The following is a 25,316-nucleotide window of genomic DNA, read 5'->3' as shown; positions in this document are numbered from 1 at the left end:
TACCGACCAGCTACCAGCACCTGTTTCACCTATCTCGAATGGTGGCCCGCTCCGACTGCCGGTCCACCGCGCGTCGGTGGGCCCCTCAGGGCCCCGCACGGCGGGGTGATCGACATGATCAGGATATCGGTCCGCGGGGCCGCCCATGTCCCGAAGGCCCATCGCCGGGCGACGTCTGACGGTCCGGCATGTTCAGGACGCCGTACCCTGCCGGGGCGTCACGGCCCTGAGCGCGGCGCGGCGGTCCTGGCCATCCGGCTCAGCGGGCCTGACCACCCGGCTCGCGGGGGCTCACCGCCCGGCTCAGCGGGCCCAGCCCCCCCGGCTCAGAGGGCCTGCCCGTCCACCGCCCCCGGCTCAGGGGGCCTGGCCGCCCGCCGCCCGCCCCACGGATTCGACCAGCGGCAGCACCCGGTGCGCCACCCGCTCGCGCAGCGCCACGTCCGTCCGGGTCCGTACGACGCCCGGCAGCTGGATCAGCCGCTGGATCACGTCCTCCAGATGCCCGTTGTCCCGGGCCACGACCCGGGTCAGCAGATCCCCGCCGCCGGTGGTCGAGAACGCCTCGATGATCTCGGGGACGGCCGCCAGCGCGTCGCCGACCTCCACCAGATGTCCCTGGGTGACCTCCAGATGCACGAAGGCGAGGACGGGATGGCCGAGGGCGGCGGGGGAGAGGGTCGGCCCCGTACCGGTGATCACGCCGTCCCGCTCCAGCCGGTCCAGCCGGGCCTGCAAGGTGCCGCGGGCGACCCCGAGGATGCGGGCGTACTCCCGCACGCTGGTGCGCGGCTGCTCGATCAGCAGGCGCAGGATCCGGGTGTCGAGCGTGTCCACGGCCATGGTCCGCTGGTCTCCTTCTGCTTCGCGGGGTGCCCCTTTCGACTGTACCGATGGCCCAGTGCCCCGCGTACGGCTCCGAAGAGGCTTGGCAGTGCTGGTCGCTCCTGCCCCTGATCGCGGTCACCCGGTTCCAGGGCGGGCCGCCCCGCACGGGGGTCGTCCCGGCGCTCGCGCTCTCCGCCGGCGTCTTCTCCTACCTGTTCGGGGCCTCCGTCGCCTAGGTCCCAGCCTGCCGCCCGCCCTGCGGCGGCGGTGCTCATCCGGGTGGTCCGATGGCCCCTCCCCGGCCCACGGCGCGCGGAGCGGACTGTGCCATTGGCCCAGGCTTTTCGCCTCCGTTTGATCCATGGGCCTCCTGGATGCTGTGATAGTCCCGTCGATGGCGCTGCGGATCTCCGCGGCGCCTTTTTCATGCGGATCTCTGCAAGAGCCTCCGCGGATCCCGACGAGCATCCGCGGGTCTCCGTGGCTCTCCTCGGGCCTCCGCGGATCGCCTGCGGATCCCGCCGGGACGCGGAAGGGGCACAGTGTGCTGAAGAGGGTGTTCGTGGCGCCGGACCCGGGCCGGGTGCGGCTGCGGTTCGCGGGCCGGGCCGTCATCGGGATCGCGCTCGCGGTCGCGCTGTGCGGGCTCGTCGGCCACTCGCTCGTCGCCGCCATCACCGGCGGCCTCGCGGCGCTGCTCGCCCTCTTCACGGTCACCGACGCCACGATCCGGCAGCAGGCGGTCACGACCGCGCTGCTCCCCGCCGCCGGGCTGCCGGTCCTCGCCGTCGCCGCCGTGCTGCACGACCAGCCCGTCGCCCGCGACCTGGCCTTCCTCGCGGTCATGGGGGCCGGCGTCTACGCCCGGCGCTGGGGGCCGCGCGGGCACTCGCTGGGCGTCTTCGCGTTCATGACCTTCTTCGCCGCCCAGTTCCTGCACACGGTGCCGGGGCAGCTGCCCGAGCTGTACGCCGCCGTCCTGCTGTCCCTGTGCGCCTCCTCCACGGTGCGCTTCGGCGCGTGGTGCTACGAGCGGCGGCTCCCCGTCGTGGCCGCGCCCGCCCCTCCGGAAGGGCGGGGGCTGGCCCGGATCACCACCCGGCAGGCGGTGCAGGCCACACTGGGCGGCGCGTTCGCGCTCGGCCTGGGACAGGTGCTCTCGGACCAGCGGTGGTACTGGGCGGTGGGCGCCACCTGGTGGGTGTTCGTCAACACCACCTCGCGCGGCGAGACCCTCGTACGCGGCTTCCGCCGGGTCCTGGGGACCGTGATCGGCATCGTCGCCGGCTTCCTGGTCGCCATCCCGCTCGACGGCGCGGGCGTGCCGACCGCCGCCCTCGTCGCGGTGAGCGTCTTCGGGATCTTCTACACGGCGGCGGTCTCGTACAGCTGGATGATGTTCTTCGTGACCGTCATGGTCGGCATGCTCTACGGGGTCCTGGGCGTCCTGGACGCCTCGCTGCTGTGGCTGCGGGTCGCCGAGACGGCGGTCGGCGCGCTCGGGGCCGTACTCGCCGTGCTGCTGGTCCTGCCCGTCACGACCCACGCCATCACCGACGCGTGGATCCGCAAGGCCCTGCGGTGCGTCCACGCCTGCGCGGCCGAGGCCGCCGAGCGCCTCGCCGGCTCCCTGACCGCGGACCCCGCCCCCCGGGTCGCGGAACTCGACGTGCTGCTCGGCCGGGTCCGGCTCTCGCTCGCCCCGCTGGTGCACCCCCTGAGCCCGCTGAAGGCCCGCAAGGCGCGGGCGCGGCAGGTGCTGGCCCTGCTCGACGACTGCGTACGCGAAGTGCGCGGCCTGGCCTCCATCGCCGCCGATCCGGCCGCCTCGCACGACGCCCGGCTGTCGGCCGCCTGCTCCCGGGTGGAGTCGACCGTGGAGGAGCTCCTGCGGCAGGAGAGCCGGCAGGCGCGGGGAGCCGTCCGCGCGGGCGTGCAGCCCGCCGCCGCCCCCGACCACCCCGCACTGGCCCATCTGCACGGTCTGGAGCGCGCGCTGGCCGATCTCGCGACGCCCCTGCACAGCCCGCCGCAGGCCCCGATCGCCGCCTGAGCCCGCCCCCGCCCCACCGCCCGCGGATTGGTCCAGACCTGATCCGGGCCGCCTGCTAACGTCGGCCGTGGAGATCACGGCGACGGCGGAAGAGGGGCAGTGCGATGGACGGCAGCAGCGCCGAGCGGGCATTCATGGGGTCGTTCACTTCGGCGGGCGGCCCGGGAGTCACCGTCGCCGCCGTCGACCGGGACACCGGAGCGCTGACCGTGCTCGGAGCGTCGGACGCCGTGGCGGACCCGTCGTTCCTGGCGCTCGCACCGGGCGCGGCGGTCCTGTACGCGGTCGGCGAGAGCGCCCCGGGCTCTGCGGCCGCCTTCGACGTCAGCGGCGACGTACCGGCCCTCCTGGGCCCCGTACGGCCGGTCGAGGCGGACGGGCCCACCCACCTCGCGCTCGCCGCGAACCACCTGGTCACCGCCAACTACGGATCCGGCAGCGTCACCGTCCTGCCCGTGCTCCCGGACGGGTCGCTGGGCGAGGTCGCCTCGGTCGTCCGCCACGAGGGCGGCGGCCCGGACGGCGAACGCCAGGAGGGCTCGCACGCCCACCAGGTGCTCCCGGACCCGTCCGGCCGCTGGGTGATCAGCGTGGACCTCGGCACCGACTCGGTCCGGGTCGGCGCCATCGACCCCGCCACCGGCGTTCTGGAGCCGCACGGCGAGACGGCCCTGCGCCCGGGCTCCGGACCGCGCCACCTGGCCTTCCACCCCGCCGGCCGCCTCGCGTACGTCCTCAACGAACTGGCGCCGACCCTCACCGTGTGCCGCTGGGACGCGGGGGCGGGCCGTCTCGAACCGCTCGGGGAGACGCCGGTGCTGCCCGAATCCGCTGCGGCCGACAGCACCGTACGGACCTATCCGTCCGAGGTGGTCGTCGCGCACGACGGGCGCTTCCTGTGGACCGCGAACCGGGGACACGACAGCATCTCGGTCCTGACCCTCGACGAGAGCGGCGAGAAGGCCGCCCTGGTCGCGACGGTCGGCTGCGGCGGCCACTGGCCGCGCGACCTCACCCTCGCCCCGGGCGGCCAGTGGCTGTACGCGGCCAACGAGCGCTCCGGGAACGTCAGCTGGTTCGCCGTGGACGCGGAGACGGGAATCCCGCGGCACGCGGGCTCCGTCGACATCCCGGGGGCCTCCTGCGTCGTCCTGGGCTGACCCAGGACCGTACGCGCGCCGTCCTCGGCCGACCCGGGGCCGCACGCGGAGAGTCCTCGGCCGACCCGGGACCGTACGCGGGCAGTCCTCGGCCGACCCGGGACCGTACGCGAAGAGTCCGTCGCGAAGATTCCGTACACGGATCGCGCAAAGCCGTGGCCCGGACCGGAGAAGCCTCCGGTCCGGGCCACGGCTCTCGTGCGTCCGCGCCGCCTCCGTGAACCCGGGTCAGTGCGCCTGCGCGCCCTGCGGGGTCGCGGGCGTGATGCCCAGCGCCGTCGCGTACAGGGACAGCACCAGCTTGCCGATCGCCGGGTAGGCGCCCAGCGGCTCGGCGGTCGCGCAGCCCGCCTCCTTGGCGGCGGCGTCCAGCAGCCCGGGGTCGACCTCGGGGCCCACCAGGTACGGCGCCAGCGCGAGCTGCGCGGAGCCGGAGTTCTGGAGCTGCTGGGCGATCGAGGCGACCGAACCCTCCACGTCCAGCGCGGCGGCCATCACCGGCACGGCGAGCCGGGCGGCCAGCAGCATGCCGGTGATCCCGGCGGCCTGCACGGCCTCGTCGCCGCCCACCGTGGCCAGCACGATGCCATCGGCGGCGGTGGCGACGGTGAACAGCCTGGCGCGGTCGGCGCGCGCCAGCCCGGCCTCCGAGAGCCGTACGTGCAGGGCCTCGGCGAGCAGCGGATGCGGACCGAGCACGTCGGTCAGCTCGGCCTGCGTGCCGCTGTCCATCACGGCCTGCCGTATCCGCCGGATCAGCTCGCTGTCAGGACCCGCGAGCAGCGGGACCACGACGGCGGCCGGACCGGCCGGCTCGGCGACCTCACGGCCGGCGGCGAGGGCCTGCTCGTAGCGCGCGACGCGCTCGGCGGCGTTGTGGGCGAGAACAGCGGAAAGAGTGGGGTACTCGGCATCGTCACCGTCGAGATAGCCGATCCGGGCGTTGAGGCCGGGCAGCTCGGAACGGGCGATGCTGATCACCTCTTCGGCCAGGCTGCGCGTGGCCGAGGAGGGGGTACCGGGAACGGCGAGAACGAGCGCGGCAGCGCCCTCAGGCGCGACCACCGGCTCCGGGCGGCGGTGCCGTCCGGACTGGCGAGGTCGCGGCATTCGTACAGGCAGGCCGGAAGCGGGCCCAGTGGGGGTGCTCATGGCGCCGCATGCTACTGGTTTTACCTGCCCCTCTGTTCGGGGAGGGGCCGGTCGAGCGTTAACTATCCGCTTATGTCCGATGAGCGGCGAACCGGTGGAGTGTCCCCATCTGTCGGCGCCTTGGCCGGTGCGTTCGCCGGTCTGTCCTGCGGTACGTCGTCGAGGCCGGGCTCCCCGTTCCCCGCCGCCGCTCCCACGCGGTGCGAGGACTCCCCGCCGGTGGGCACGAACAGCATCGTCGGGTGGCGCGGCAGCCGTAGACCGTCCAGGGCCAGAGCCCGTGCGATCCGCAGTGCGCCGGTCAGCGGATCACCCGTGCCCGTGGTCACGCGCGCCTGCGGAACCCGCCGCGCCAACTCCTCGCGCAGTGGTACGAGCAGGGGCTCGCCCATCCGGAACAGGCCCCCGGTCAGGGCGACTTCGCAGCCCGCGCCGGACCCGTCCCCGGCCGCAGGACAGGCGGCCGCGGCAGCCTCGGCGATATGGGCGGCGGCCTCCCGGAGAATGCCCGCCGCGACCGGGTCCACGCCGGCGCACGCCGCCACTTCCGGAGCGAACGAGGCCAGCACGGCCGGGCGGTCGGAGCGCGGGTACAGCAGCCCCGGAAGCCCCTCGGCGGGGCCGAACACGGCATGCAGCCGGGCCAGCAGGGCGGGGGAGCCGCCGCGTCGTCCGTCGTGGGCGCGCATCGCCGCTTCGAGGCCCGCACGGCCGATCCACGCGCCGCCGCCGCTGTCACCCAGAAGATGACCCCAGCCATCGGTCCTGCGCCACTCCGTGAGGTCCGTGCCGAGGGCGATCATGCCCGTGCCGCCCGCGACGACCACCCCGGGCCCCTGCCCCACCGCCCCCGCGTACGCCGTCACCGCGTCGGCCGCCAGCGCCAGCCGGCGGACGCCCAGCGCGTCGGCGAGCGCACCGGGCAGCTCCGCCCGCAACCGCCCCCCGAGCGTGGCCATCCCGGCGGCGCCGATCGCCAGCGAGGCGACCGTCGCAGGGGCGTCGTCCGCGCCCCCCGCGCCGTCCCGGGCCGCCCGCTCCAGCAACTCCGCCGCCGAGGGCAGCAACTGCTCCAGCAGATGGGCGGCGTCGATCCCGCCCGCACCCGTGCGCACCGGCTCGGCGCAGACGGCCGTGAACAGCGGGCCGTCCGCGTCCACCCGGCCGAGCGCCACCCGGAGCCCCGACCCGCCGGAGTCGACCCCGAGGACATACGCCTCGGGGCCGGCCGGACGGGACGGGCCGTCCGTCACGGCAGACGCCAGTCGACGGGCTGTGCTCCCTGCCGCTCCAGCAGTTCGTTGACACGGCTGAACGGCCGCGAGCCGAAGAATCCGCGGTCGGCCGACATCGGCGAGGGGTGCGAGGACTCGATCGCGGGGAAGTCGCCCAGCAGCGGCCGGAGATTGCGGGCGTCACGCCCCCACAGGACCGACACCAACGGCGTTCCCCGGGCTGCCAGTGCCTTGATCGCCTGCTCGGTCACCTCTTCCCAGCCCTTGCCCCGATGGGCCGCGGGCCGCCGGGGCGCGGTGGTCAGCGCCCGGTTCAGCAGCAGGACCCCCTGCCGGGTCCACGGCGTGAGATCGCCGTTGGACGGCCGGGGCAGACCGAGGTCGGCGTTGAGTTCCCGGAAGATGTTCTCCAGACTGCCCGGCAGCGGCCGGACCTCGGGAGCCACGGCGAAGCTCAGCCCGATCGCGTGCCCGGGAGTGGGATACGGGTCCTGCCCGACGACGAGGACCCGCACCTCCTCGAACGGCTGCTGGAACGCCCGCAGGACATGAGCCCCGGAGGGCAAATACGTGCGTCCCGCGGCGATCTCCGCGCGGAGGAAGTCGCCCATAGCGGCGACGCGTTCGGCGACGGGTTCCAGGGCGTCGGCCCAGCCCGGCTCGATGATCTCTTTCAAAGGTCGTGCTGCCACGCGCCGCACTCTACTGGTGATACGACCACTCCGATCAACTGCGCTCAGCCGATGGCCACCGCCCGCACGCACAGCACGTCCGGCAGGTGCGAGGCGAGCTGCCGCCAGCTGTCGCCGTCGTCCGCGCTCGCGTACAACTCCCCGTTGCGGTTGCCGAAGTAGATCCCGGCGGGGTCGGCGTCGTCCGTGCAGAGCGCGTCGCGCAGCACCGTCCCGTAGTGCTCCCCGTCCGGCAGGCCCGCCGTGAGCGGCTCCCAGGTGCGGCCCGCGTCCCTCGTGCGGAAGACCCGGCAGCGGTGCTCGGCCGGGACCCGGTCGGCGTCGGCGTTGATCGGGAAGACGTACGCCGTGTCACCCCGGTGCGGGTGCGCCGCGGCGGCGAACCCGAAGTCGGACGGCAGGCCCGCGCCGATGTCGCTCCAGCTGTCGCCGGAGTCGTCGCTGCGGAAGACGCCCCAGTGGTTCTGGAGGTAGAGCCGGTCCGGGTCGGCCGCGTCCCGGGCGACCTTGTGGACGCACTGGCCGAACTCCGGGTCCGGATCAGGGAGGAAGACCGCGGAGACGCCCTTGTTCGCCGGGGCCCAGCTCTCCCCGCCGTCCTTCGTCCGGAACACGCCCGCCGTCGAGACCGCGACCGTCACCGCACGGGCGTCCCGGCGGTCGGTGAGGATGGTGTGCAGCCCCTCCCCGCCGCCGCCCGGCTCCCACTTCGAGCGCGTCGGGTGCTCCCAGAGCGGGCGGACCAGCTCGAATGACTCGCCCCGGTCCTCGGAGCGGAACAGGGCGGCCGGTTCGGTGCCCGCGTAGACCACGTCCGGCGCCTCGGGCCCGGCCGGCTGCAACTGCCAGACCCGCTCCAGCGACGCCCCGGTGAACTCGGGGAACCTCACCGCGGGCCGCTGCGGCTCCACCCAGCTCGCGCCGAGGTCGTCGGAGTGGAAGACGGACGGCCCCCAGTGCGCGCTGTCCCCGCCGGCCAGCAGTCTGGGGGTCGGACCACGGGTGTCGACGGCGACCGAGTAGACCGCCTGCGCGTTGAAGTGCGGGCCCTCGATCTCCCAGTCGCCATCGCGCCTGCGGCCGATGAAGAGACCTTTGCGGGTGCCCACGGTGAGGAGTACGTCGGTCATGGCGGAGACCTCCCGATACGCCGTTGTGCCGGATGTGTGCCAGTCTGCACCCGACCACCGACAGCGGCCCCCGCACGCGCCGAGCGCCCCCTCCGCCCTCTCTGTCCTAGCCCCGAACCGCCTGCGCGGCGGTGGACTCCCGGGGGCGTGTCAGCAGCCGCGTGGTGCTGCCGTCCTCCTCCTGGATGTCCCTGACGTGCTCGAAGCCGATCCGGCCCAGCACGGTCAGCGAGGCGGCGTTCTCGGCGGCCACGGTGGCGTGCACCTCCGTCAGCCCGAGGGTGTCGAAGCCGTGCCCGACGAGGGCGAGCGCCAGCTCCGTACCGAGACCCCGGCCCCATGCCCCGGGGGCGAGCGCGTAGATGATCTCGTGGCCGCCGGACGCCTCGGTCGGCTTGATCTCGGCGTGCCCGACGAGTTCGCCGTCGAGCCGGACCGCCCAGACCTCGAAGCGGTTCTCCGCGTAGACCGTGGAGAAGATCCGGCCGAAGAGGGCCCGGTCCTCGGCCTCCGTGGACGGTCCGTCGCCCATCCACCGGGACACCGAGGCGTCCTGGAACAGGGCGACGAACTCTTCCTCGTCGTCGGGCGTGTAGGGGGCGAGCAGCAGGCGGTCGGTACGCAGCAAGGGGTTCACAGGAGGTGAAACTATGGGTGCCCAGGCCGCCCGCACAACCGAATTCGTCCTGGTCACGGCAGGGCGGGCGGTATCCGGAGCGGCTGAGATGCTGGAGAGCGGCACACACTGCCGAACCGGGCACGAGGAGCAGACGATGGACAGCGGGATCACGGACGCAGACGGTCACGACGTGCCGGTGGCGGTGACCCCGGGGGAGGCCGGGCCCGATCCCCGTGTCTCCGTCACGCTGACGCCCCCGGCGGGGGAGCCGGTCAGCTGGACGGGCACCCCGGCCGCGGCCCGGGAGCTGGCCGCCGCGCTGGTCCGGGCCGCCGAGGAGACGGAGAACGCGTCCGCCGGCGGGCCCGTCACGGTCCCGGCGGGCGAGCTGCGCCGGGGTGACGTCCGGGACGGCGCGAGGGCCATGACCGTGGAGGGCGTACGGAGCGACGGGTCCACGGTCCACGTCACCTGGAAGTCCGGGGCCGGCCGCAACTGGACCCAGGGTTACGCCGCCGACGCCGCCATCACCCTCAGGCGCCGGCTGTCCGGCAGCCGCTGAAGCCCTCGCCCGCCGGGTCCGCGCGCCAATGCGCCGTCCGGGGGCGGCGGCAGCGGGCTTCGACGGGCTTCCCGCGTCGGTAGGCTGGCCGCGATGTTCACTCCACAGGGCCCCACCCTCCGCGAACTGGCCGTCCAGGCGCTCTCCTCGACCGAGCGCGGATACGACCTGCTCGCCCCGAAGTTCGACCACACGCCCTACCGGACCCCGGACCGGGTCCTCGACAGCGTCACCCGGGCACTGGCCCCGCTCGGCCCCTTCGACACCGGGCTCGACGTCTGCTGCGGGACCGGCGCGGGCGTGGGCGTGCTGCGGCAGGTGTGCCGGGAGCGGGTGACCGGGGTCGACTTCAGCGCGGGCATGCTGGCCCAGGCCCGTGCGACGCTGCCGCCCGCCGATGGCGGACCCGCGGTCGACTGGGTGCGGGCCGACGCCCTGGCGCTTCCGTTCGCCCCGGCCTTCGATCTGGCCCTGAGCATCGGCGCGTTCGGCCATTTCCTGCCCGCCGACCGCTTCGGGCTCTTCGTCGAGGTGTACGGGTCGCTGCGGCCGGGCGGCCGTTTCGTGTTCCCGATCGGCGCTCCGCCCGCTGTGGGGTCGCGCGCCTACTGGTCGCTCCTCGGCTTCGACGCGGCGATGCGGGTGCGCAACGCGCTGTGGCGCCCGAAGTTCATCATGTACTACCGCACGTTCCGGCTCTCCGACGTGCTCGACGACCTCACCGACGCCGGATTCAGCGTGCGGCTGGCGGCCCTGACCGACCTGGGGCAGCGACCGGACGGCTCCCCGCGCGCCCGTCTCGTGGTGGCGACCCGGGAGTGACGCCGAGGAGCTCCCAGCGGTCCTCGCGCGCCGGCCCCGACGCGGCCCGCGAGGACCGCTGGAAGCTCGGCTCACCGCTCCGGCCCTCACCCGTCCTCGCCCCGTGCCGCCGCCAGCAGCCCCGGCCAGTCGGGGATCTTCACCGGGCCCCTGCCCAGCGAGCGCCCCAGCTCCGCCTCCGCCCGCTCGATCGACAGCCAGCCGTCCCACCCCACCGGCCGCAGCCCCCACCCCCGCAGCACGGCCAGCGGGTCGTCGGCCGCCGGCCGCCGGGCTAGCAGGGGCGCGTCCTCGATCAGTGAGGCGACCGTCTCCTTCGCGCAGGACCGGTTCGAACCGATCACCCCGGTCGGCCCCCGCTTGATCCACCCCGCCACGTACTCGCCGGGCGAGGGCGCCCCGTCCCGCAGGACCCGCCCCGCCTCGTGCGGCACCGTCCCGCGCACCGGGTCGAAGGGCAGCCCCGGCAGCTCCACGCCCCGGTATCCGACAGCCCGCAGCACCAACTGCGCCTCGACGTCCTCGTACCGGCCGGTGTCCTGTACGCCCCCGGCCCCGTCCGGGACCGTACGGGCGAACCGCACCCCGGCGACGCGGCCGCCGCGCTCCAGCAGCTCGGCCGGCCGCAGGAAGAACCGCAGCCGGATGGTGCGTACGGCATCGGGCGCCGCGGATTGCCCCTGGGCCGCCCAGCCGTGCAGCACCTCCAGGTTCCGCCGCACCACCGAGGGCAGCGGCAGCCCGTCCGGGGCCGCGTACGCCGGGTCCAGCGCCAGTTCCGCCGGGTCGACGACGATCCGCGCCCCGGGCAGCGCCCCCAGTTCCCGCAGCTCCTTGGTGGTGAACCGGGCCTGGGAGGGGCCGCGACGGCCCGCGATGTGCACCTCGCGGACCCGGCTCCCGGCGAGCGCCCCGAGCGCGGTGCTCGGCACGTCGGTGGCGCGCAGTTCGTCGGCCCCGCGCGCCAGGATCCGGGCCACGTCGACCGCCACGTTGCCGACCCCGATCACCACGGCCGAGCGGGCCCGCAGCGCGAAGTCGCCGGGGGCGCTGTCCGGATGCGCGCTGTACCAGGAGACGAACCGGGTGGCGGAGCAACTGCCGGGCAGATCCTCGCCCGGCACCGCCAGCGGGCGGTCGGCCGCCGCCCCGACGCAGTACACCACCGCGTGGTACAGCTCCGCCAGACGGCCCGGAGGGACGCCGCCGGGCCCGCCGATCTGCACATGCCCGGCGAAGGTGACCCGCTCGTCCTCCAGGACGGCCCGCAGGCTGTTCTGGAGCGACTTGATCTTCTCGTGGTCGGGGGCGACCCCGTACCGCACCAGGCCGTACGGAGTGGGCAGCCGGTCCAGGACGTGGACGCGGACATCGGGCACGAGCGACTGGTTCAGCAGGGCCTGGGCGGTGTAGACCCCGCTGGGACCGGAACCGACGACGGCGACACGGAGCACGGCGCACCTCTTCCCGGAGGTTCCTTCCAGGATCGCACCGCCGGCCGGGACCGCACGGCGGCCCGGATCCGCGCCGCGGGCCGGGCCCGCACCGCGGGCAGGGTCCCGGCCGGCCCCCCGGGGGTCACTTCAGGAGCGCGCGCATCCGGTTGATCTCCACCGTCTGCTGGGCGGCGACATCGCTCGCCATCTCCTCGACGATCACGTCGTTCCCCTCGGAGAGCGCCTCCGTGGCCATGGTGATCGCCCCCTGGTGATGGGTGATCATCAGCTTCAGGAAGAGCTCGTCGAAGGTCTTGCCCTGGGCGGCGCGCAACTCCTTCAACTGGGCCTCGGTGGCCATACCGGGCATTTCGTCGTGGCTGTGGTGCTGCTTGCGGCCCTCGCCGTCGTTCCTTTTCAGCCACCCTTCCATCGCGCCGATCTCCGGCTTCTGGCCTGCGGATATGCGTTCCGCGAGCCGCTTGACGGCGGCGGCCGAGGCGCGGTCCGGGGCGAGTTCGGTCATCACGAGGGCCTGGCCGTGGTGCTCGATCATCATGTGCGCGTAGCGGAAGTCGGCGGAGTTCGCGGTGTCCCGGCCCGCCTCCTTCGCGGCTTCCTCGGCGGTGAGCGTCCTGGCCGGTTCGCCCGGCCTGCCGGGGGCCACCACGCCCGGACCTGGGTCCTTGCTCGCGGACGCCTTCGTATCGCTGCCGTCGCTGTCGCAGCCGCTCAGGACGAGCACAGCGGCAACCGTCGCCGCCGCGAGGGCGGTTGCGCGCGTACGGGCGGACGGGCGGTGGTTCAACACGGCGACCTCCTGTGCCACATCGGTGTAGTGCAGACCGTTCCTAGCACGCTTCCACAGGCCAAAGATCAAAAACTTTCATTACGTCTCTGTTGCCATCTGTTGATGTGTACATGTGAGGGACGATACTGCCGGGGTCCGTGAACCGTTCGACCCCGAACGGATACAAGGGAGGACGCAGTGATCTCGTTGCACACCACCCGCGTGCGGCGCAGACGTCTGGGCGTGGCAGCAGCCGCGGCCGGCCTCTTCGCCGCGCTGCTGACCGCCTCACCCGCGGCCGCGACGCCCGACCCGGGCGACGCCCCGCTCAAGCGCGGCTCCGTGACCACCAGTCAGCAGGCCGAGGCCCGCGCCGCGATCCGCGGCGGTGACATACCCGGCGTGGACGAGATCGTCCACAGCTCCAACATCAAGCACCTGACGAGCGTGCCGAAGGGGGCCCTGAAGGGCACCAACACGGACCTCGCGTTCCAGGGCAAGTACGCCTACGTCGGCAACTACGACGGCTTCGTCATCTACGACATCAGCAACCCGAAGAAGCCGAAGACCGTCTCCGAAGTCCTCTGCCCCGGCGCGCAGAACGACATCTCGGTCTCGGGGAACCTGCTGTTCCTGTCCACCGACTCCTCGCGCAGTGACGACTCCTGCTCCAGCACCACCCAGCCCGCCACGGAGAAGTCCTCCTGGGAGGGCATGAAGATCTTCGACATCAGCGACAAGCGCCACCCCCGGTACATCAAGTCCGTCGAGACCGCCTGTGGTTCGCACACCCACACCCTGGTGCCGGACGGCAAGAAGAAGAACATCTACATCTACGTCTCCTCGTACTCGCCGAACGAGACGTTCCCCGACTGCCAGCCGCCGCACGACGGCATCTCCATCATCAAGGTGCCGGTCAAGAAGCCCCAGAAGGCCCGGGTCGTGGACTTCCCGGTGCTCTTCCCGGACGGCGGCAACCCGGGAGCGCCCGAGAACCCGGGCGTCTCCAAGACGACCGGCTGCCACGACATCACGGTCCTGCCCTCCAAGGACCTGGCCGCCGGCGCGTGCATGGGTGACGGGATCCTGTTCTCCATCAAGAACCCGGAGCGCCCGAAGATCATCGACCGGGTCCAGGACAACGTGAACTTCGCGTTCTGGCACTCCGCCACCTTCAACCAGGGCGCCGACAAGGTCGTCTTCACCGACGAGCTCGGCGGCGGCGGCGCGGCCACCTGCAACGAGGAGATCGGTCCCAAGCGGGGCGCCGACGGCATCTACGACATCGTGGGCAAGGGCGACCAGCGCAAGCTGGTCTTCCGCAGCTACTTCAAGATCGACCGCCACCAGGCCGACGTCGAGGTCTGCGTCGCCCACAACGGCTCGATCATCCCGGTCAAGGGCCGCGACCTGATGGTCCAGGCGTGGTACCAGGGCGGCATCTCCGTGTGGGACTTCACCAACTCGGCCAAGCCCAAGGAGATCGCCTTCTTCGAGCGCGGCCCGGTCACGCTCGACCAGGTCACCACGGCCGGCCCGTGGTCCGCGTACTACTACAACGGCCACATCTACTCCAGCGACATCGCCAAGGGCTTCGACGTGCTGAAGCTGAACGACCGGCGCACCGACCCGGCGGACCGGGTCAAGCTGGACAGGCTCAACGTGCAGACGCAGCCGGACTACTTCGCCCGCTGACCCGTCAGCAGGCGAGATCCCGCAGGAGCGATCCGTGGGATGCGGTCTCCCGCCCGTCCCGCACTCGGGGGCCGGCGGTCTCCGGGCGGTTCCTCCCGCCCGGCGACCGCCCCCCCGCGCGCGTCACGGAATGCTCATTGACCGATGAGCCGGGCCGGGACATGCTGTACCCCTGTGTCGGCGGACTCCGCACATCCGGTCCCCGACGCGGTCCGCGGCCGTGACCTTGCGAGGTGCGGCCGAGGGGCGCGCCTGGATCCGGCGACGCGGGGGATCGCCGGAGTCAGACGTGTTCCAGGGGGCCGGGCCGGGCTCAGACGGCGGTACGGGAGCCGCCGGCGGTCGCGGCGGCCCACTCCACCAGCAGGCGCTGGTATTCCGCTTCGTCCTGCGGCGACAGGCACTCGCCCGAGCGCTGCCACAGGTCGCGGATGTCCGCGTTGACCTCTGTTGCGGAACGCACGGAAACGGACGACGACGACATCGGGGACATGCCTACAAGGCTACGGCCCCGATCCGGCCTCCGACCCCTTGTGGGACGGGATATCCCTCACACCGCGGAGGCCGTCCCCGACGCCCGGCGAGCCGTGTCCCACGTGTATCCGGCGACCGTGAGGGCCACCACCGCCCCGCCCAGCAGCACCCCGCCCACCACATCGCTCAGCCAGTGCACCCCCAGGTGGAGCCGGGTCAGCCCCACCCCGGCCACCGAGACCACCGCCACGCCCAGCGCCCCGGCCCACAGCACGCGGCCCGCGCCGTACAGCCGCAGGAGCCACACCAGCAGCCCGCAGCTCACGGCCGCCGTCATGGCGTGTCCGGAGGGGAAGGCCGCGTAGTGGGCCGTGTCCACGGGATCGGGCCACTCGGGACGCTCGCGGCCCACAGCGGCCTTCAGCCCCTGTTGGAGGAGGGCGGCCAGCAGGCTCGTCACGGCCACCCAGAGGGCGAGCAGCCGCGCGCCGCGCCACCACAGGGCGACCACCGCCGCCGCGACCAGCGCACGCATGGTGACGGGGTCCCAGGTCCAGTCCGTCATCACCCGGCTGACCCGGACCAGCCCGGGCCCGGCCACCGCGTGCCGGTGCAGGGCATCGGCGAGCGTCCGGTCCAGCGACATCAGGGGGGCCCACCGGGCCGCCACCAGGGCGAGCAGCACCACGAACAGGGCGGCGCAGACGGCTCCGCCCGCCAGGGCGGCCGTGGGGCGGGGGGAGCGGTCCGGTCGGGCGAGGTGGGGGGAGTGCATGAGCCGATACTCGCGGACGCCCCGGCCCCGGGGCTAACCCAGGGCGCGGAGTCCCGGAACGAATGCCACCACCAGGGGAACGACCGGCACCAGGGCGGCAGCCGCCGTCAGCCGCAGCCGGCGGCCCGCCGTCAGCCGGTCGACCGGAGCCAGCAGCCGGTTGACGCGCAGCGGCACCTGGGCGTCCGGCGTGGGGCAGGGGCCGAAGACCCCGCGGTCCTCGTTGAGCCCGACCAGCGCCAGCGCGGTCGTCAGCCGGCCGAAGCGGCGCGAGGCCACGTCGTCGGCGGCCAGTTCGACCAGCCGGTGCATCTCGTCGCGGAACGCGGCGAACACCGGGATCTGCGGGAAACCGACCGCCAGCGCCGACGAGCAGTGCAGCAGCCAGTCGTGCCGGGCCTGGGCGTGACCCTGCTCATGGGCGAGCACGGCGTCCAGTTGACGGCCCTTCAGACGGCCGAGGGCGGCGGTCGTGATGACCAGTTGGGGCGCCGCGCCGGGCAGCCACCAGGCGTCGGGGCGCTCGCCCTCCAGCACCACGAGGCGATCGGCGCCGGGCTCCTCGCCGGGCATCAGCGGTGAACGGACGAGCAGTTCCCTGCGGCGCTGCTTACGCCGCAGACGCGCCCGCCGGATCTCCCGCAGGAGCATCGCGCCGCTCCACAGCCCGCCCAGCGCCAGCAGCACCGCGATGACCGCCGACCAGGGGCCGTACGCCGCCAGGGCGTACGCCTCGACCACGGCGTGCGGGGCGGGGGCGAAGACATGGCCGCGCACCGCCTGCCAGGCGGCGGCCGCGCTGAGCGTCATCGACAGCGCGAACGACACGAGCACCCCGGCCACCACGCACTGCCAGACCCACAGCGCCACCACCGGCTCGCGCTCCGGCCACTCGGCCCGCGCCATCAGTCGCGGGGTCACCAGAGCGGTCAGTGCACCGAGCAGCAGCAGCGCGAGGGAGACCAGCATGGCGTCAGCCTATGAGGGGCGGGCGATCCACGGGTATGGCTGCGCCCGGCAAGTGACGCAGACCACGGCCTGAAGGGCTCGTGTCTCGCGGTTCGTCTCACAGAGTGAGCAACATGGCGAACATGGCGATGCCCATCGTCAGCCGACAGGCCATCGTGAGCTCGCTTCCCCCGCCCGCGGCGCCACCCGTGCCGCCGTCCACCGCGCCGCCCGCGAAGCTCGCGAGGCTCCCGCCCCCGCCCGCCGGTATGAGGCGCCCGGCGGAACGCAGCACATAGAACGCGTAGTAGACGAGCAGCGCCCCCGTGAGCAGCGGCAGCCCCCCGGCTCCTCCCGCGACTCCGGCTCCTCCCGCCACCCCGTGTCCGGCGTGGCCGCCGGCGCCCGCGGCCCCCGGAGCCATCGCCACGGCCATGTAGACCATCGCCAGCGAACCGACGAGGTGGTGGAGGTGATGGGCACTGCTCCGGGCCGACCACAACGCTCGCAGCGCGGCCGCGCCGAACACCACCGCGTACACCGCCCAGGCCCACTCCGGCGGGCTCAGCACCACAGTCGGCAGGGCCATCGCCGTCATGCCGAAGCCCATCAGCGCCTCGCCGCGCGCCGTTCTGCGCTCCTGCGGTGTGCCGCTGCGGGTGCGCAGCAGGCAGTAGGAGCCGCTCACCAAGCACAACGCCGTGAGCAGCCAGCCGGCCAGAGCCCCTCCGTGCACGACGAACCTCCCCCTCGGACGTACGGCAGCGCTGGACGGTCGACTAGTCGATGCCCAGGCCGCGGCGGCCGAATCCGGCGCGCAGGGGCGTGAAGGGGGTGCGCCGGGGCCCACAAGGGGCGCTCCGGGTCGCGTTACGCTCGACCCGCACCCGAGCGCGGCACGCGGAGAGCACCGGTGCGGCCCGCAGACGGCGAGAAGCAGCACGTGAGCAGCGAAGACCGAAGCAGCAAGAGAGCAGCAGAGAACGGAGCGTTCCCCATGGACACCGCCACGCCCCCCGGATCGCCCCGGCTGACCTTCCGTGACGCGACCGAGGAGGACGCCCCGGCGCTGGTCGCGCTCATCGAGTCCGCCTACCGCGGCGACTCCAGCCGCACCGGCTGGACCACCGAGGCCGACATCCTCCAGGGGCAGCGGACCGACGAGCGGGGCGTGCGCGAGGTGATCAACGCGCCGGCGGGCCGACTGCTGGCCGTGGAGCGGGACGGCGAACTGGTCGCCTGCTGCCAGCTGGAACACCGGGGCGAGGCCGCGTACTTCGGGATGTTCGCGGTCCGCCCGGGAGCCCAGGGCGGCGGCCTCGGCAAGGTGATCATCGCGGAGGCGGAGCGCGCGGCCCGGGAGAGCTGGGGCGTCGGCGAGATGCACATGACGGTGATCTCGGTGCGCGAGGAGCTGATCGCCTGGTACGAGCGCCGCGGCTACCGGCGTACGGGGCAGCTCACGCCGTTCCCGTACGGCGACGAGCGCTTCGGCGTCCCGCAGCGCGACGACCTGGCCTTCGAGCTGCTGGTCAAGAACATCGGCGGCGGCTAGGGAAGATCCCGGGCGCGGCCCTCAGGCGGTGAACCGGCACTCCTGGGCAGGAACCCGGGGCGCCGGCCTCAGGCGGTCACCCGCCCGTCGCCCCCTCGGCAGGAACCCGGCCCGGGGGCCTCAGGCGGTGAACCGGCCCGCCCGGCGGATCTCGGGGAAGTCCGTGGTCGCGCCGTCCAGCCCCAGCGCCCGGGCCAGCCGCAGGTGGTCCTGGGTGTTCACCACCCAGCCGAGCACCTTCACCCCCTCGGCGTGCGCCCGCTCCACCACCTCCAGGGTGAGCCTGCGGATGTTCAGCGCGAGCGTCGCCGCGCCCGCCGCCTTCGCCCGGTCCACCACGTCCCCGCCCCAGTGGCTGGCGACGAGGGCCGTGCGCACCCCCGGCACCAGCCGGGCGATCTCGGCGACGGCCTCGTCGTGGAACGAGGAGACCTCCACCCGCCCGACCAGATCGCGCGCCAAGATCACCTCCGCCAGCGCCTTGGCCGCCGCCACGTCCTTGATCTCGGCCTGGAGCGGGGAGGACACGGCGTCCAGCACCTCCTCGAAGACCGGGACCCGCTCGCCCTGGCCGGCGTCCAGCGCGCGCAGCTCCGCCAGGGTCATGCCGGCGATCGGGCCGGTGCCGTCGGTGGTGCGGTCCACGACCGCGTCGTGCATCACGGCCAGCGCGCCGTCCTTGCTGAGGTGGAGATCCAGCTCGATGGCGTCCATCCCCGCCGCTTCCGCGCGGACGAAGGACCTCAGGGTGTTCTCCGGCTCGACGCCCATCACTCCGCGATGACCCAGGGTGAGAAAAGACAAAGCGACCTCGTTTCCGTCTGCGGCTGCCCGCTGACTGCTCCTGCCCGCAGAGAGGTGGGCAATGCGGCACTGCGGAGGGTAATGGCCCTTGCTCCGGATGTCTGCCGTCGTGCGGGCCGGGTTGGCCGGGCACCGCAACGACTGTGAGAAGTACATGCCTGCCCGGCGTACGACAGGAAAAACAGCGGTGACAACCGAGGGTGGCCGCATAATTTTCAGGGCTTCACTTGTGTGAAGGAACCCCCCGCGGCTACGGTGACTGAACGCGAGGTTCTCCCGTGGAGGAAGTGTTATGACGGAAATTCTTGTGCACGATGCCGCCGAAGGCGCGATAGCTACTGCCCCGCGGGTGGTCGAGCACCCGGCGTGGCCCGCGCTCAGGGATGCCGTCGAGGAGCTCCGCCCCTGGCAGTCCAAGGACGGCTCGATCGACTTCGAGGCCGAGGGCGCCCCGTCCCCCGCGACCGTCGAGCGCGTCCTCGAGCGGGTGATCGGCGCGGTGGAGGAGCTCTCCCCGCTGCTGCCCCACGACGCCGCCTACCACCGCGCGCTCGTCGCCGACCTGCGCCGCTGGGCCGCCGACGGCTTCCGCGTACCCGACTTCCTGGACTCGCTGCTCGCCTTCCAGCCCGCTCAGAACCGTGTGGACGGCCTCCAGCACCTGGTCGTCTTCGCGATGTACACGCAGAACGGCAATCCGGACCGCAACCTCGAAGCGGTCGTGCTGAAGATGGTGTGGCCCGAGTGGCTCGCCGACCTCGAAGCCACCCGTTACGACAACCCGCTCTTCTGCGGGATCACCTTCGAGGACTTCACCGCCGGTTACGACACCAACTCCGCGGTCCTCTTCCCCGAGACCATCGCCGTGCGCGAGGCCCCCGAGCGCTTCACCTGGGGCGGCATCTTCTGCGACCGCGAGGCCGCCCGCTTCCGCCGCGTCACCGAGGCGTCCGTCGAGCTGCTCGGCCTGGAGCTGCCCGAGGACATCCGCGAGATGATCGGCGACCAGACCCGCTGCGAGCAGGCGTTCGTCCTGTGGGACATGGTCCACGACCGCACCCACAGCCACGGCGACCTGCCGTTCGACCCGTTCATGATCAAGCAGCGCCAGCCGTTCTGGATGTACGGCCTGGAGGAGCTGCGCTGCGACCTCACCGCCTTCAAGGAGGCCGTGAAGCTGGAGGCCGAGGGCAACGCCCACGGCCGCGACGTCCAGTACGCGGTCCTCTTCGACCGGATGTTCCGCTTCCCGGTCACCGGCGAGCGCGTCCGCAACTACGACGGTCTCGGCGGCCAGCTGCTCTTCGCCTACCTCCACAAGCACGATGTCGTCCGCTGGACCGACAACACCCTGAAGATCGATTGGGAGCTGGCCCCGCAGGTCACCAACCAGCTCTGCGCCGAGATCGAGAAGCTCTACCGCGACGGCATCGACCGCCCCAAGCTGGTCCACTGGTTCGCCGCGTACGACCTCGTCTCCGAGTACCTGGCCCCGCACCCCGGATCCACCTGGGCCAAGGGTCCCGACGCCCTGGACCTCGATCAGCCCCCTCGCAAGCTCGTCGACGACGTGCTTCCGGACGAATTTCCCCTGAGCATGTTCTATGAGGCGCTCGCCAAGAAGCTGAAGCACGTGATTGCCTCCACCAAGGGCATCACCGCAGCGAACGCCGAGCGGGCAGCCGCGTGAACGCATCTTCCGAGGAGGCGGTGGCCATGAACGGAATCGGCAAGGGCGAGGGGACGGGTGTGCTCGAAGGTGCTGTGATCGCGGTCGCCGGAGCGGCGGGGCCCGCGGGCCGCGCGACGCTGCTGCGGCTCGCGGAGGCGGGTGCGACCGTCGTCGGCTGCGACGCCAACCCCGAGCGGCTCGCGGAGGCGGTGGACGCCGCCCGCTACGCCCACGGCGGCGCGACCGTCACCGGGGAGACCGTCGACCTGTTCGACGTCGACGCCGCCCGGGACTGGGCCAAGCGCACCGAGGCCGAGTTCGGCCGGATCGACGGCCTGGTCCACCTCGTCGGCGGCTGGCGCGGCAGCCCCAGCTTCCAGGAGACCAGCCTCGCGGACTGGGACACCCTGGAGAAGCTGCTGATCCGCACCGTCCAGTCCACCTCGCTGGCCTTCCAGGAACCCCTCCAGCGCAGCGACAAGGGCCGCTACCTGCTGATCAGCGCCGCCGGCGCGGGCAAGCCCACCGCCGGCAACGCCGCCTACTCCGCGTCCAAGGCCGCGGCCGAGGCGTGGACCCTCGCGCTCGCCGACGCCTTCCGCAAGGCGGGGGGCGACGACGGCCCCGCGGCCGCTGCTGCGATCCTGGTGGTCAAGGCACTGGTGAACGACGCGATGCGCGCCGAGCGCCCGAATGCGAAGTTCGCGGGCTTCACCGACGTCACGGAGCTGGCCGACGCCATCGCCGGCGTCTGGGACAAGCCCGCCCCCGAAGTGAACGGAAACCGCCTGTGGCTGACCCCGCAAACGTGAGGACCGACGCGCGCCGCCACCACGACCCGCAGGTGCGCGGGTTCGCCAGCGACAACTACGCCGGCGCGCACCCCGAGGTCCTCGCCGCCATCGCCCTCGCCAACGGCGGCCACCAGGTCGCCTACGGCGAGGACGACTACACCGGCCACCTCCAGCGCGTCATGCACAGCCACTTCGGCCCCACCGCCGAGGCGTTCCCGGTCTTCAACGGCACGGGAGCCAACGTGGTGGCCCTCCAGGCGCTCACCGACCGCTGGGGCGCGGTCATCTGCGCCGAGTCCGCGCACATCAACGTGGACGAGGGCGGCGCGCCCGAGCGGATGGGCGGCCTCAAGCTCCTCACCGTACCCACGCCGGACGGCAAGCTCACCCCCGAGCTCATCGACCGGCAGGCGTACGGCTGGGACGACGAGCACCGGGCCATGCCGCAGGTCGTCTCGATCACCCAGAACACCGAACTGGGCACCGTCTACACCCCCGACGAGATCCGCGCCATCTGCGACCACGCCCACGAGCGCGGCATGAAAGTGCACCTCGACGGGGCCCGGATAGCCAACGCCGCCGCGTCCCTGGACGTGCCGATGCGGACGTTCACCAACACGGTCGGCGTCGACGTGCTGTCCTTCGGCGGCACGAAGAACGGCGCGCTGTTCGGCGAGGCCGTCGTCGTGCTGAACCCCGACGCGGTCCGGGCGATGAAGCACCTGCGCAAGCTGTCCATGCAGCTCGCCTCCAAGATGCGCTTCGTCTCCGTCCAGCTGGAGGCGCTGCTCGCCAAGGACCTGTGGCTGCGCAACGCCCGCCACGCCAACGCCATGGCCCAGCGGCTCGCCGAGGGCGTCCGGGCGATCGACGGGGTGGAGATCCTCTACCCGGTCCAGGCCAACGCCGTCTTCGCCCGGCTGCCGCACGCGGTCAGCGAGCGGCTTCAGGAACGCTTCCGCTTCTACTTCTGGGACGAGACCGCCGGGGACGTCCGCTGGATGTGCGCGTTCGACACCCGCGAAGACGATGTGGACGCCTTCCTTCAGGCGCTGAAGGAAGAGATGGCGCGGTAGCGAACGCCCTCCTTAGTTGCCTCTGCGCTGTATGAGTATGCGGCTGACCGGAAATCGATTGATCTCCGGTCGGCCGCTTCATACGCTCCGGTGCCATGGAACTGATCCAGCGATCCCCGGACATCGCCGCCTACCTGGCCGCTGATGAGGTCATCGACCACGAACACCCCAGGGTGAGGGAGACGGCGGCCGACCTGGCGCGCACAAACGCCGACGCATACACATACGCCCGTGCCGCCTTCGAGTACGTACGCGACACCATCCCGCACTCCGCCGACTCGGGCGATCCACGCGTCCCCTGGCGCGCCTCCGACGTCCTCGCCACCCGCAACGGCATCTGCTACGCCAAGTCCATCGCGCTCACCGCCCTGCTGCGGGCCCAGGCCATCCCGGCCGGGCTCTGCTACCAGCGGCTCACCGACGACGACGGCACGAACCCGGGGGTGCACGGCCTGGTGGCGCTGCGGCTTCCCGGCCACGGCCGCTGGGCCCGGGTGGACCCCCGGGGCAACAAACCGGGCGTCGACGCGCAGTTCTCCCTGGAGGTCGAGCGGCTGGCCTGGGCGGTACGCGAGGAGATCGGCGAGGTGGACTATCCGACGCTCCACGCCACGCCGCCCGCCAAGGTCCTCCGCGCCCTGCGCGGCGCCCGCGACCGCGCCGAGCTCTGGCGGATCCTGCCCACACAGCTCTGAGCCCCCCGGCGGGACGCACCGGAGGGCTCAGGGGGGCGGGGGGCCGGTCAGCCGCGCTCGCGCACCTCGGCGGGGGTCGGGGCCGTGCCGCCGAGATGGGCGGGCACCCACCACGTGTCGCTCGCGTCCTTCGGGCGCACCGGGTACGCCCGCTGGGCGGCCTCCAGCAGCTCCTGCACGCGCTCCCGCAGCCGCCGGGTGATCGCCCCCGCGTACTGGTCGGCGGGGGCCTCCACCGGCTCGCCGACCCGGATGGTGATCGGGATGTGGCTGCGCTTGAAGTTGCGCGGCCGCCCCTTGGTCCAGATCCGCTGCGTGCCCCACAGCGCCATCGGGATCAGCGGGACCCCGGCCTCCTGGGCGAGGCGCGCGGCGCCCGACTTGAAGCTCTTGAGCGTGAACGACTGCGAGATCGTCGCCTCGGGGAAGACGCCGACGATCTCACCGGAGCGCAGCGACCGCAGCGCGTGCGCGTACGCGTCCTCGCCCTGGTCGCGGTCGACCGGGATGTGCTTCATCCCGCGCATCAGCGGCCCGGAGATCTTGTGCCGGAAGACCGATTCCTTCGCCATGAAGCGGACGAGCCGCTTCTGCGGCAGGGCGCCCAGGCCGGTGAAGATGAAGTCGAGGTAGCTGATGTGGTTGCTGACCAGCACCGCGCCACCGGTCTTCGGGATGTGCTCCGAACCCTGTGTGTCGATCTTCAGGTCGAGCGCCTTGAACAGAGTGCGAGCGGCGCCGACGACCGGTCGATAGACGAGTTCTGCCATCTGGGGAAGACCCTTCTTCAGTGCCTGGGGAGGGTTCTCCCGGCGGAAGTTACGCAGCCGTAGGTTTTCGGCATTGTGGCGATGGTGCCCCATGGACGAGTCCCTGGCCAGTCCCGGTGAGCCCGCAGCGCGAGATTCTCATCACGTGCGCGTCGCCCCCAAGCTGCGGGAATGTCCTGCGGCCGACCGGTGCTGACATCCTGCGAGAAGCTCTGATCAGGAGGCGGCAGTGGACGGCGGAATATCCCGGCAGCGGCTCGACGCGTCCCAACTCGGTGCGGAACTGGGCGAAAGGGCGACGCTCGTCCAGTTCTCCAGCGCCTTCTGCCAGCCGTGCCGGGCCACCCGACGCACCCTCGGGCAGGTGGCCGCCATGGTCGAAGGGGTCGCGCACATCGAGATCGACGCCGAGGCGCATCTCACGCTCGTACGCCGACTCGACATCACGAAGACGCCCACCGTGCTCGTGCTCGACGGCACGGGCGAAGTGGTCCGCCGCGCATCCGGTCAGCCGCGCACCGCCGACGTCGTCGCGGCGCTGGGGCGGGCCCTGTGACGGGCCGTGACGCATCTCCCACATTGCGGGACGCCCCTTGACCGCACCCACCACGCATCGTCAGTCTGACGCTATGCCGCCGGAACTCCTTCTCTACGGCCGGGTCCACGTGGACCTCGTACGCCACGCGAGCGCGCGCTGTCCGGGTGCCTGAGCAACCACGGCCCCGTACGCCCCTCCCGCAGAAGGACACCCCCGTGACGGCTTCGCCCGAACTCGCCCCCTCCCTCAAGGCCACGCCCGAGCTCCTGCGCTCCGTCTTCCGCCGCCACGCCGCGGGCGTCGCGGTGATCACCGCGACCGGCGACCGGCCGGTCGGCTTCACGGCCACCTCGCTGAACTCCGTTGCCGCCGAGCCCCCGCTCATCTCCTTCGGCATCGGCACGTCCTCCTCCAGCTGGCCGGTGCTGGCCGAGGCCGAGCACGTCGGCGTCCACATACTCGGCGAGCACCAGCGGGAGCTGGCCGCCACCTTCGCCCGCAGCGGGGCCGACCGCTTCGGCCCGTCCACCGAGTGGAGCAGCGGCCCGGAGGGCGTTCCCCTGCTGGCCGACGTCTCGGCGTGGCTGGTCTGCCGCGTGGTGGCCCGCGTCCCCGCCGGGGACCACCGCATCGTGATCGCCGAGGTCGTGGCCGGCGACCCGTCCGGGGCCGGCCGCCCGCTGGTCTACCACCAGGGACGGTTCACGGCTCTGCGAGACTGAGGGCGAGCGGGCCGCGCGCGGGGCATGTCTGCGCCGTAGGCAAGGTCACAGTGCGGGGCGCTTGCTCAAGGGTGAGAGACTGGGTGTACTGGCGAGTAATATCGGCCCGGAGCCCGGTCGCCCCGACCGGAAACGGCCCTGTAAGGCGCCTATGCTGCGTGCAACAAGGCAGCCCAGAAATGACGATGCAGTAGGAGAGCCGGCGTGAGCTTGAGGATCGTTGTCTGTGTGAAGTATGTGCCCGACGCGACCGGTGACCGGCGTTTCGCCGATGACCTGACGGTGGACCGTGAGGATGTCGATGGTCTGTTGTCGGAGC

Annotated in this window: 27 protein-coding genes and 1 pseudogene; 14 read left to right on the top strand and 14 right to left on the bottom strand. The window is 72.7% G+C overall.

Annotated features, from left to right (window positions below; genetic code table 11):
- Nucleotides 1-357 precede the first annotated feature (357 nt).
- Nucleotides 358-843: an Lrp/AsnC family transcriptional regulator gene (locus tag ACLJPL_RS19810; RefSeq protein WP_411082179.1), complete on the bottom strand. Its 486-nt coding sequence runs from the start codon at nucleotides 841-843 to the stop codon at nucleotides 358-360.
- Nucleotides 844-893: 50 nt separating this feature from the next.
- Here ACLJPL_RS19810 and ACLJPL_RS19805 point away from each other — a divergent pair, with 50 nt between their 5' ends.
- The 3 genes from ACLJPL_RS19805 to ACLJPL_RS19795 all read left to right on the top strand — a co-directional run bounded on the left by ACLJPL_RS19805 (nucleotide 894) and on the right by ACLJPL_RS19795 (nucleotide 4,041).
- Nucleotides 894-1,064 (top strand): hypothetical protein, encoded by a 171-nt coding sequence (locus ACLJPL_RS19805; RefSeq protein ID WP_411082178.1) that lies wholly within the window; start codon nucleotides 894-896, stop codon nucleotides 1,062-1,064.
- Nucleotides 1,065-1,372: 308 nt separating this feature from the next.
- Nucleotides 1,373-2,881 carry an FUSC family protein gene (locus ACLJPL_RS19800; protein ID WP_411082177.1) on the top strand — a complete coding sequence of 503 codons (1,509 nt, stop codon included), beginning with the start codon at nucleotides 1,373-1,375 and terminating at the stop codon, nucleotides 2,879-2,881.
- 104 nt (nucleotides 2,882-2,985) lie between these two features.
- A complete protein-coding gene (locus tag ACLJPL_RS19795; protein ID WP_411082176.1) occupies nucleotides 2,986-4,041 on the top strand; it encodes a lactonase family protein in 1,056 nt (351 codons plus the stop codon).
- A gap of 228 nt (nucleotides 4,042-4,269) precedes the next feature.
- On the opposite strand, the gene ACLJPL_RS19790 is transcribed toward ACLJPL_RS19795, so the two are convergent.
- The 5 genes from ACLJPL_RS19790 to ACLJPL_RS19770 form a co-directional block, all read right to left on the bottom strand.
- Nucleotides 4,270-5,193 carry a sirohydrochlorin chelatase gene (locus tag ACLJPL_RS19790; protein ID WP_411082175.1) on the bottom strand — a complete coding sequence of 308 codons (924 nt, stop codon included), beginning with the start codon at nucleotides 5,191-5,193 and terminating at the stop codon, nucleotides 4,270-4,272.
- Nucleotides 5,194-5,255: 62 nt separating this feature from the next.
- On the bottom strand, nucleotides 5,256-6,446 hold the full coding sequence (locus ACLJPL_RS19785; RefSeq protein WP_411082174.1) for an N-acetylglucosamine kinase: 1,191 nt from the start codon (nucleotides 6,444-6,446) through the stop codon (nucleotides 5,256-5,258).
- Nucleotides 6,443-7,120 (bottom strand): uracil-DNA glycosylase, encoded by a 678-nt coding sequence (locus ACLJPL_RS19780; RefSeq protein WP_411082173.1) that lies wholly within the window; start codon nucleotides 7,118-7,120, stop codon nucleotides 6,443-6,445. Before ACLJPL_RS19780 ends, ACLJPL_RS19785 begins: the two co-directional genes overlap by 4 nt.
- A gap of 44 nt (nucleotides 7,121-7,164) precedes the next feature.
- Nucleotides 7,165-8,250: a WD40/YVTN/BNR-like repeat-containing protein gene (locus ACLJPL_RS19775; protein WP_411082172.1), complete on the bottom strand. Its 1,086-nt coding sequence runs from the start codon at nucleotides 8,248-8,250 to the stop codon at nucleotides 7,165-7,167.
- A gap of 106 nt (nucleotides 8,251-8,356) precedes the next feature.
- Nucleotides 8,357-8,887, bottom strand: a complete 531-nt coding sequence (locus ACLJPL_RS19770; protein ID WP_411082171.1) for a GNAT family N-acetyltransferase — start codon at nucleotides 8,885-8,887, stop codon at nucleotides 8,357-8,359.
- Between the two features lie 136 nt (nucleotides 8,888-9,023).
- Here ACLJPL_RS19770 and ACLJPL_RS19765 point away from each other — a divergent pair, with 136 nt between their 5' ends.
- Both ACLJPL_RS19765 and ACLJPL_RS19760 read left to right on the top strand, forming a co-directional pair.
- Nucleotides 9,024-9,431 (top strand): hypothetical protein, encoded by a 408-nt coding sequence (locus tag ACLJPL_RS19765; RefSeq protein ID WP_411082170.1) that lies wholly within the window; start codon nucleotides 9,024-9,026, stop codon nucleotides 9,429-9,431.
- A gap of 93 nt (nucleotides 9,432-9,524) precedes the next feature.
- Nucleotides 9,525-10,253: a class I SAM-dependent methyltransferase gene (locus ACLJPL_RS19760; protein WP_411082169.1), complete on the top strand. Its 729-nt coding sequence runs from the start codon at nucleotides 9,525-9,527 to the stop codon at nucleotides 10,251-10,253.
- An 86-nt stretch (nucleotides 10,254-10,339) separates the two neighbouring features.
- On the opposite strand, the gene ACLJPL_RS19755 is transcribed toward ACLJPL_RS19760, so the two are convergent.
- Nucleotides 10,340-11,707 (bottom strand): FAD-dependent oxidoreductase, encoded by a 1,368-nt coding sequence (locus ACLJPL_RS19755; protein WP_411082168.1) that lies wholly within the window; start codon nucleotides 11,705-11,707, stop codon nucleotides 10,340-10,342.
- Between the two features lie 124 nt (nucleotides 11,708-11,831).
- Nucleotides 11,832-12,518, bottom strand: a complete 687-nt coding sequence (locus ACLJPL_RS19750; RefSeq protein WP_411082470.1) for a DUF305 domain-containing protein — start codon at nucleotides 12,516-12,518, stop codon at nucleotides 11,832-11,834.
- 159 nt (nucleotides 12,519-12,677) lie between these two features.
- Here ACLJPL_RS19750 and ACLJPL_RS19745 point away from each other — a divergent pair, with 159 nt between their 5' ends.
- Complete coding sequence (locus ACLJPL_RS19745) at nucleotides 12,678-14,174, top strand: LVIVD repeat-containing protein (protein ID WP_411082167.1); 1,497 nt, start codon at nucleotides 12,678-12,680, stop codon at nucleotides 14,172-14,174.
- 313 nt (nucleotides 14,175-14,487) lie between these two features.
- On the opposite strand, the gene ACLJPL_RS19740 is transcribed toward ACLJPL_RS19745, so the two are convergent.
- The 4 genes from ACLJPL_RS19740 to ACLJPL_RS19725 form a co-directional block, all read right to left on the bottom strand.
- The gene (locus tag ACLJPL_RS19740; protein WP_411082482.1) at nucleotides 14,488-14,667 is read right to left on the bottom strand and encodes a hypothetical protein; all 180 of its coding nucleotides are present in this window, start codon (nucleotides 14,665-14,667) and stop codon (nucleotides 14,488-14,490) included.
- 57 nt (nucleotides 14,668-14,724) lie between these two features.
- Nucleotides 14,725-15,423, bottom strand: a complete 699-nt coding sequence (locus ACLJPL_RS19735) for a phosphatase PAP2 family protein (RefSeq protein WP_411082166.1) — start codon at nucleotides 15,421-15,423, stop codon at nucleotides 14,725-14,727.
- Between the two features lie 33 nt (nucleotides 15,424-15,456).
- Complete coding sequence (locus ACLJPL_RS19730; RefSeq protein ID WP_411082165.1) at nucleotides 15,457-16,392, bottom strand: M56 family metallopeptidase; 936 nt, start codon at nucleotides 16,390-16,392, stop codon at nucleotides 15,457-15,459.
- A gap of 97 nt (nucleotides 16,393-16,489) precedes the next feature.
- Nucleotides 16,490-17,107, bottom strand: coding sequence for a DUF5134 domain-containing protein (locus ACLJPL_RS19725; RefSeq protein ID WP_411082164.1), 618 nt, complete (start codon nucleotides 17,105-17,107; stop codon nucleotides 16,490-16,492).
- Between the two features lie 261 nt (nucleotides 17,108-17,368).
- On the opposite strand from ACLJPL_RS19725, the gene ACLJPL_RS19720 reads away from it, so the two are divergent.
- Nucleotides 17,369-17,926, top strand: coding sequence for a GNAT family N-acetyltransferase (locus ACLJPL_RS19720; protein ID WP_411082163.1), 558 nt, complete (start codon nucleotides 17,369-17,371; stop codon nucleotides 17,924-17,926).
- A gap of 120 nt (nucleotides 17,927-18,046) precedes the next feature.
- Here ACLJPL_RS19720 and ACLJPL_RS19715 read toward each other — a convergent pair whose 3' ends face one another.
- Complete coding sequence (locus ACLJPL_RS19715; RefSeq protein ID WP_411082162.1) at nucleotides 18,047-18,730, bottom strand: glycerophosphodiester phosphodiesterase; 684 nt, start codon at nucleotides 18,728-18,730, stop codon at nucleotides 18,047-18,049.
- A gap of 292 nt (nucleotides 18,731-19,022) precedes the next feature.
- Between ACLJPL_RS19715 and ACLJPL_RS19710 the strand changes: the two genes are divergently transcribed.
- From ACLJPL_RS19710 to ACLJPL_RS19695, 4 genes are all read left to right on the top strand, one after another.
- Complete coding sequence (locus ACLJPL_RS19710; protein WP_411082161.1) at nucleotides 19,023-20,420, top strand: DUF6421 family protein; 1,398 nt, start codon at nucleotides 19,023-19,025, stop codon at nucleotides 20,418-20,420.
- A gap of 26 nt (nucleotides 20,421-20,446) precedes the next feature.
- Nucleotides 20,447-21,214 carry an SDR family NAD(P)-dependent oxidoreductase gene (locus ACLJPL_RS19705; RefSeq protein WP_411082160.1) on the top strand — a complete coding sequence of 256 codons (768 nt, stop codon included), beginning with the start codon at nucleotides 20,447-20,449 and terminating at the stop codon, nucleotides 21,212-21,214.
- A complete protein-coding gene (locus ACLJPL_RS19700) occupies nucleotides 21,211-22,272 on the top strand; it encodes a threonine aldolase family protein (RefSeq protein ID WP_411082469.1) in 1,062 nt (353 codons plus the stop codon). The genes ACLJPL_RS19705 and ACLJPL_RS19700 overlap by 4 nt, the downstream gene beginning before the upstream one ends.
- A gap of 95 nt (nucleotides 22,273-22,367) precedes the next feature.
- Entirely contained in the window at nucleotides 22,368-22,967 is a 600-nt protein-coding gene (locus ACLJPL_RS19695; RefSeq protein ID WP_411082159.1) for a transglutaminase-like domain-containing protein, read from the top strand.
- 47 nt (nucleotides 22,968-23,014) lie between these two features.
- Here ACLJPL_RS19695 and ACLJPL_RS19690 read toward each other — a convergent pair whose 3' ends face one another.
- Entirely contained in the window at nucleotides 23,015-23,737 is a 723-nt protein-coding gene (locus tag ACLJPL_RS19690; RefSeq protein WP_411082158.1) for a lysophospholipid acyltransferase family protein, read from the bottom strand.
- 229 nt (nucleotides 23,738-23,966) lie between these two features.
- Here ACLJPL_RS19690 and ACLJPL_RS19685 point away from each other — a divergent pair, with 229 nt between their 5' ends.
- The 3 genes and pseudogenes from ACLJPL_RS19685 to ACLJPL_RS19675 all read left to right on the top strand — a co-directional run.
- Nucleotides 23,967-24,293, top strand: a complete 327-nt coding sequence (locus tag ACLJPL_RS19685; protein WP_411082157.1) for a TlpA family protein disulfide reductase — start codon at nucleotides 23,967-23,969, stop codon at nucleotides 24,291-24,293.
- Between the two features lie 197 nt (nucleotides 24,294-24,490).
- Nucleotides 24,491-24,997 carry a flavin reductase family protein gene (locus ACLJPL_RS19680; protein WP_411082156.1) on the top strand — a complete coding sequence of 169 codons (507 nt, stop codon included), beginning with the start codon at nucleotides 24,491-24,493 and terminating at the stop codon, nucleotides 24,995-24,997.
- 204 nt (nucleotides 24,998-25,201) lie between these two features.
- Nucleotides 25,202-25,316 (top strand): annotated as a pseudogene (locus ACLJPL_RS19675) (electron transfer flavoprotein subunit beta); the annotation flags it as partial.

It is taken from the genome of Streptomyces sp. cmx-18-6 (assembly GCF_046548915.1).
Lineage (GTDB): Bacteria > Actinomycetota > Actinomycetes > Streptomycetales > Streptomycetaceae > Streptomyces.
This window is presented reverse-complemented; position numbering and strand designations above follow the sequence as displayed.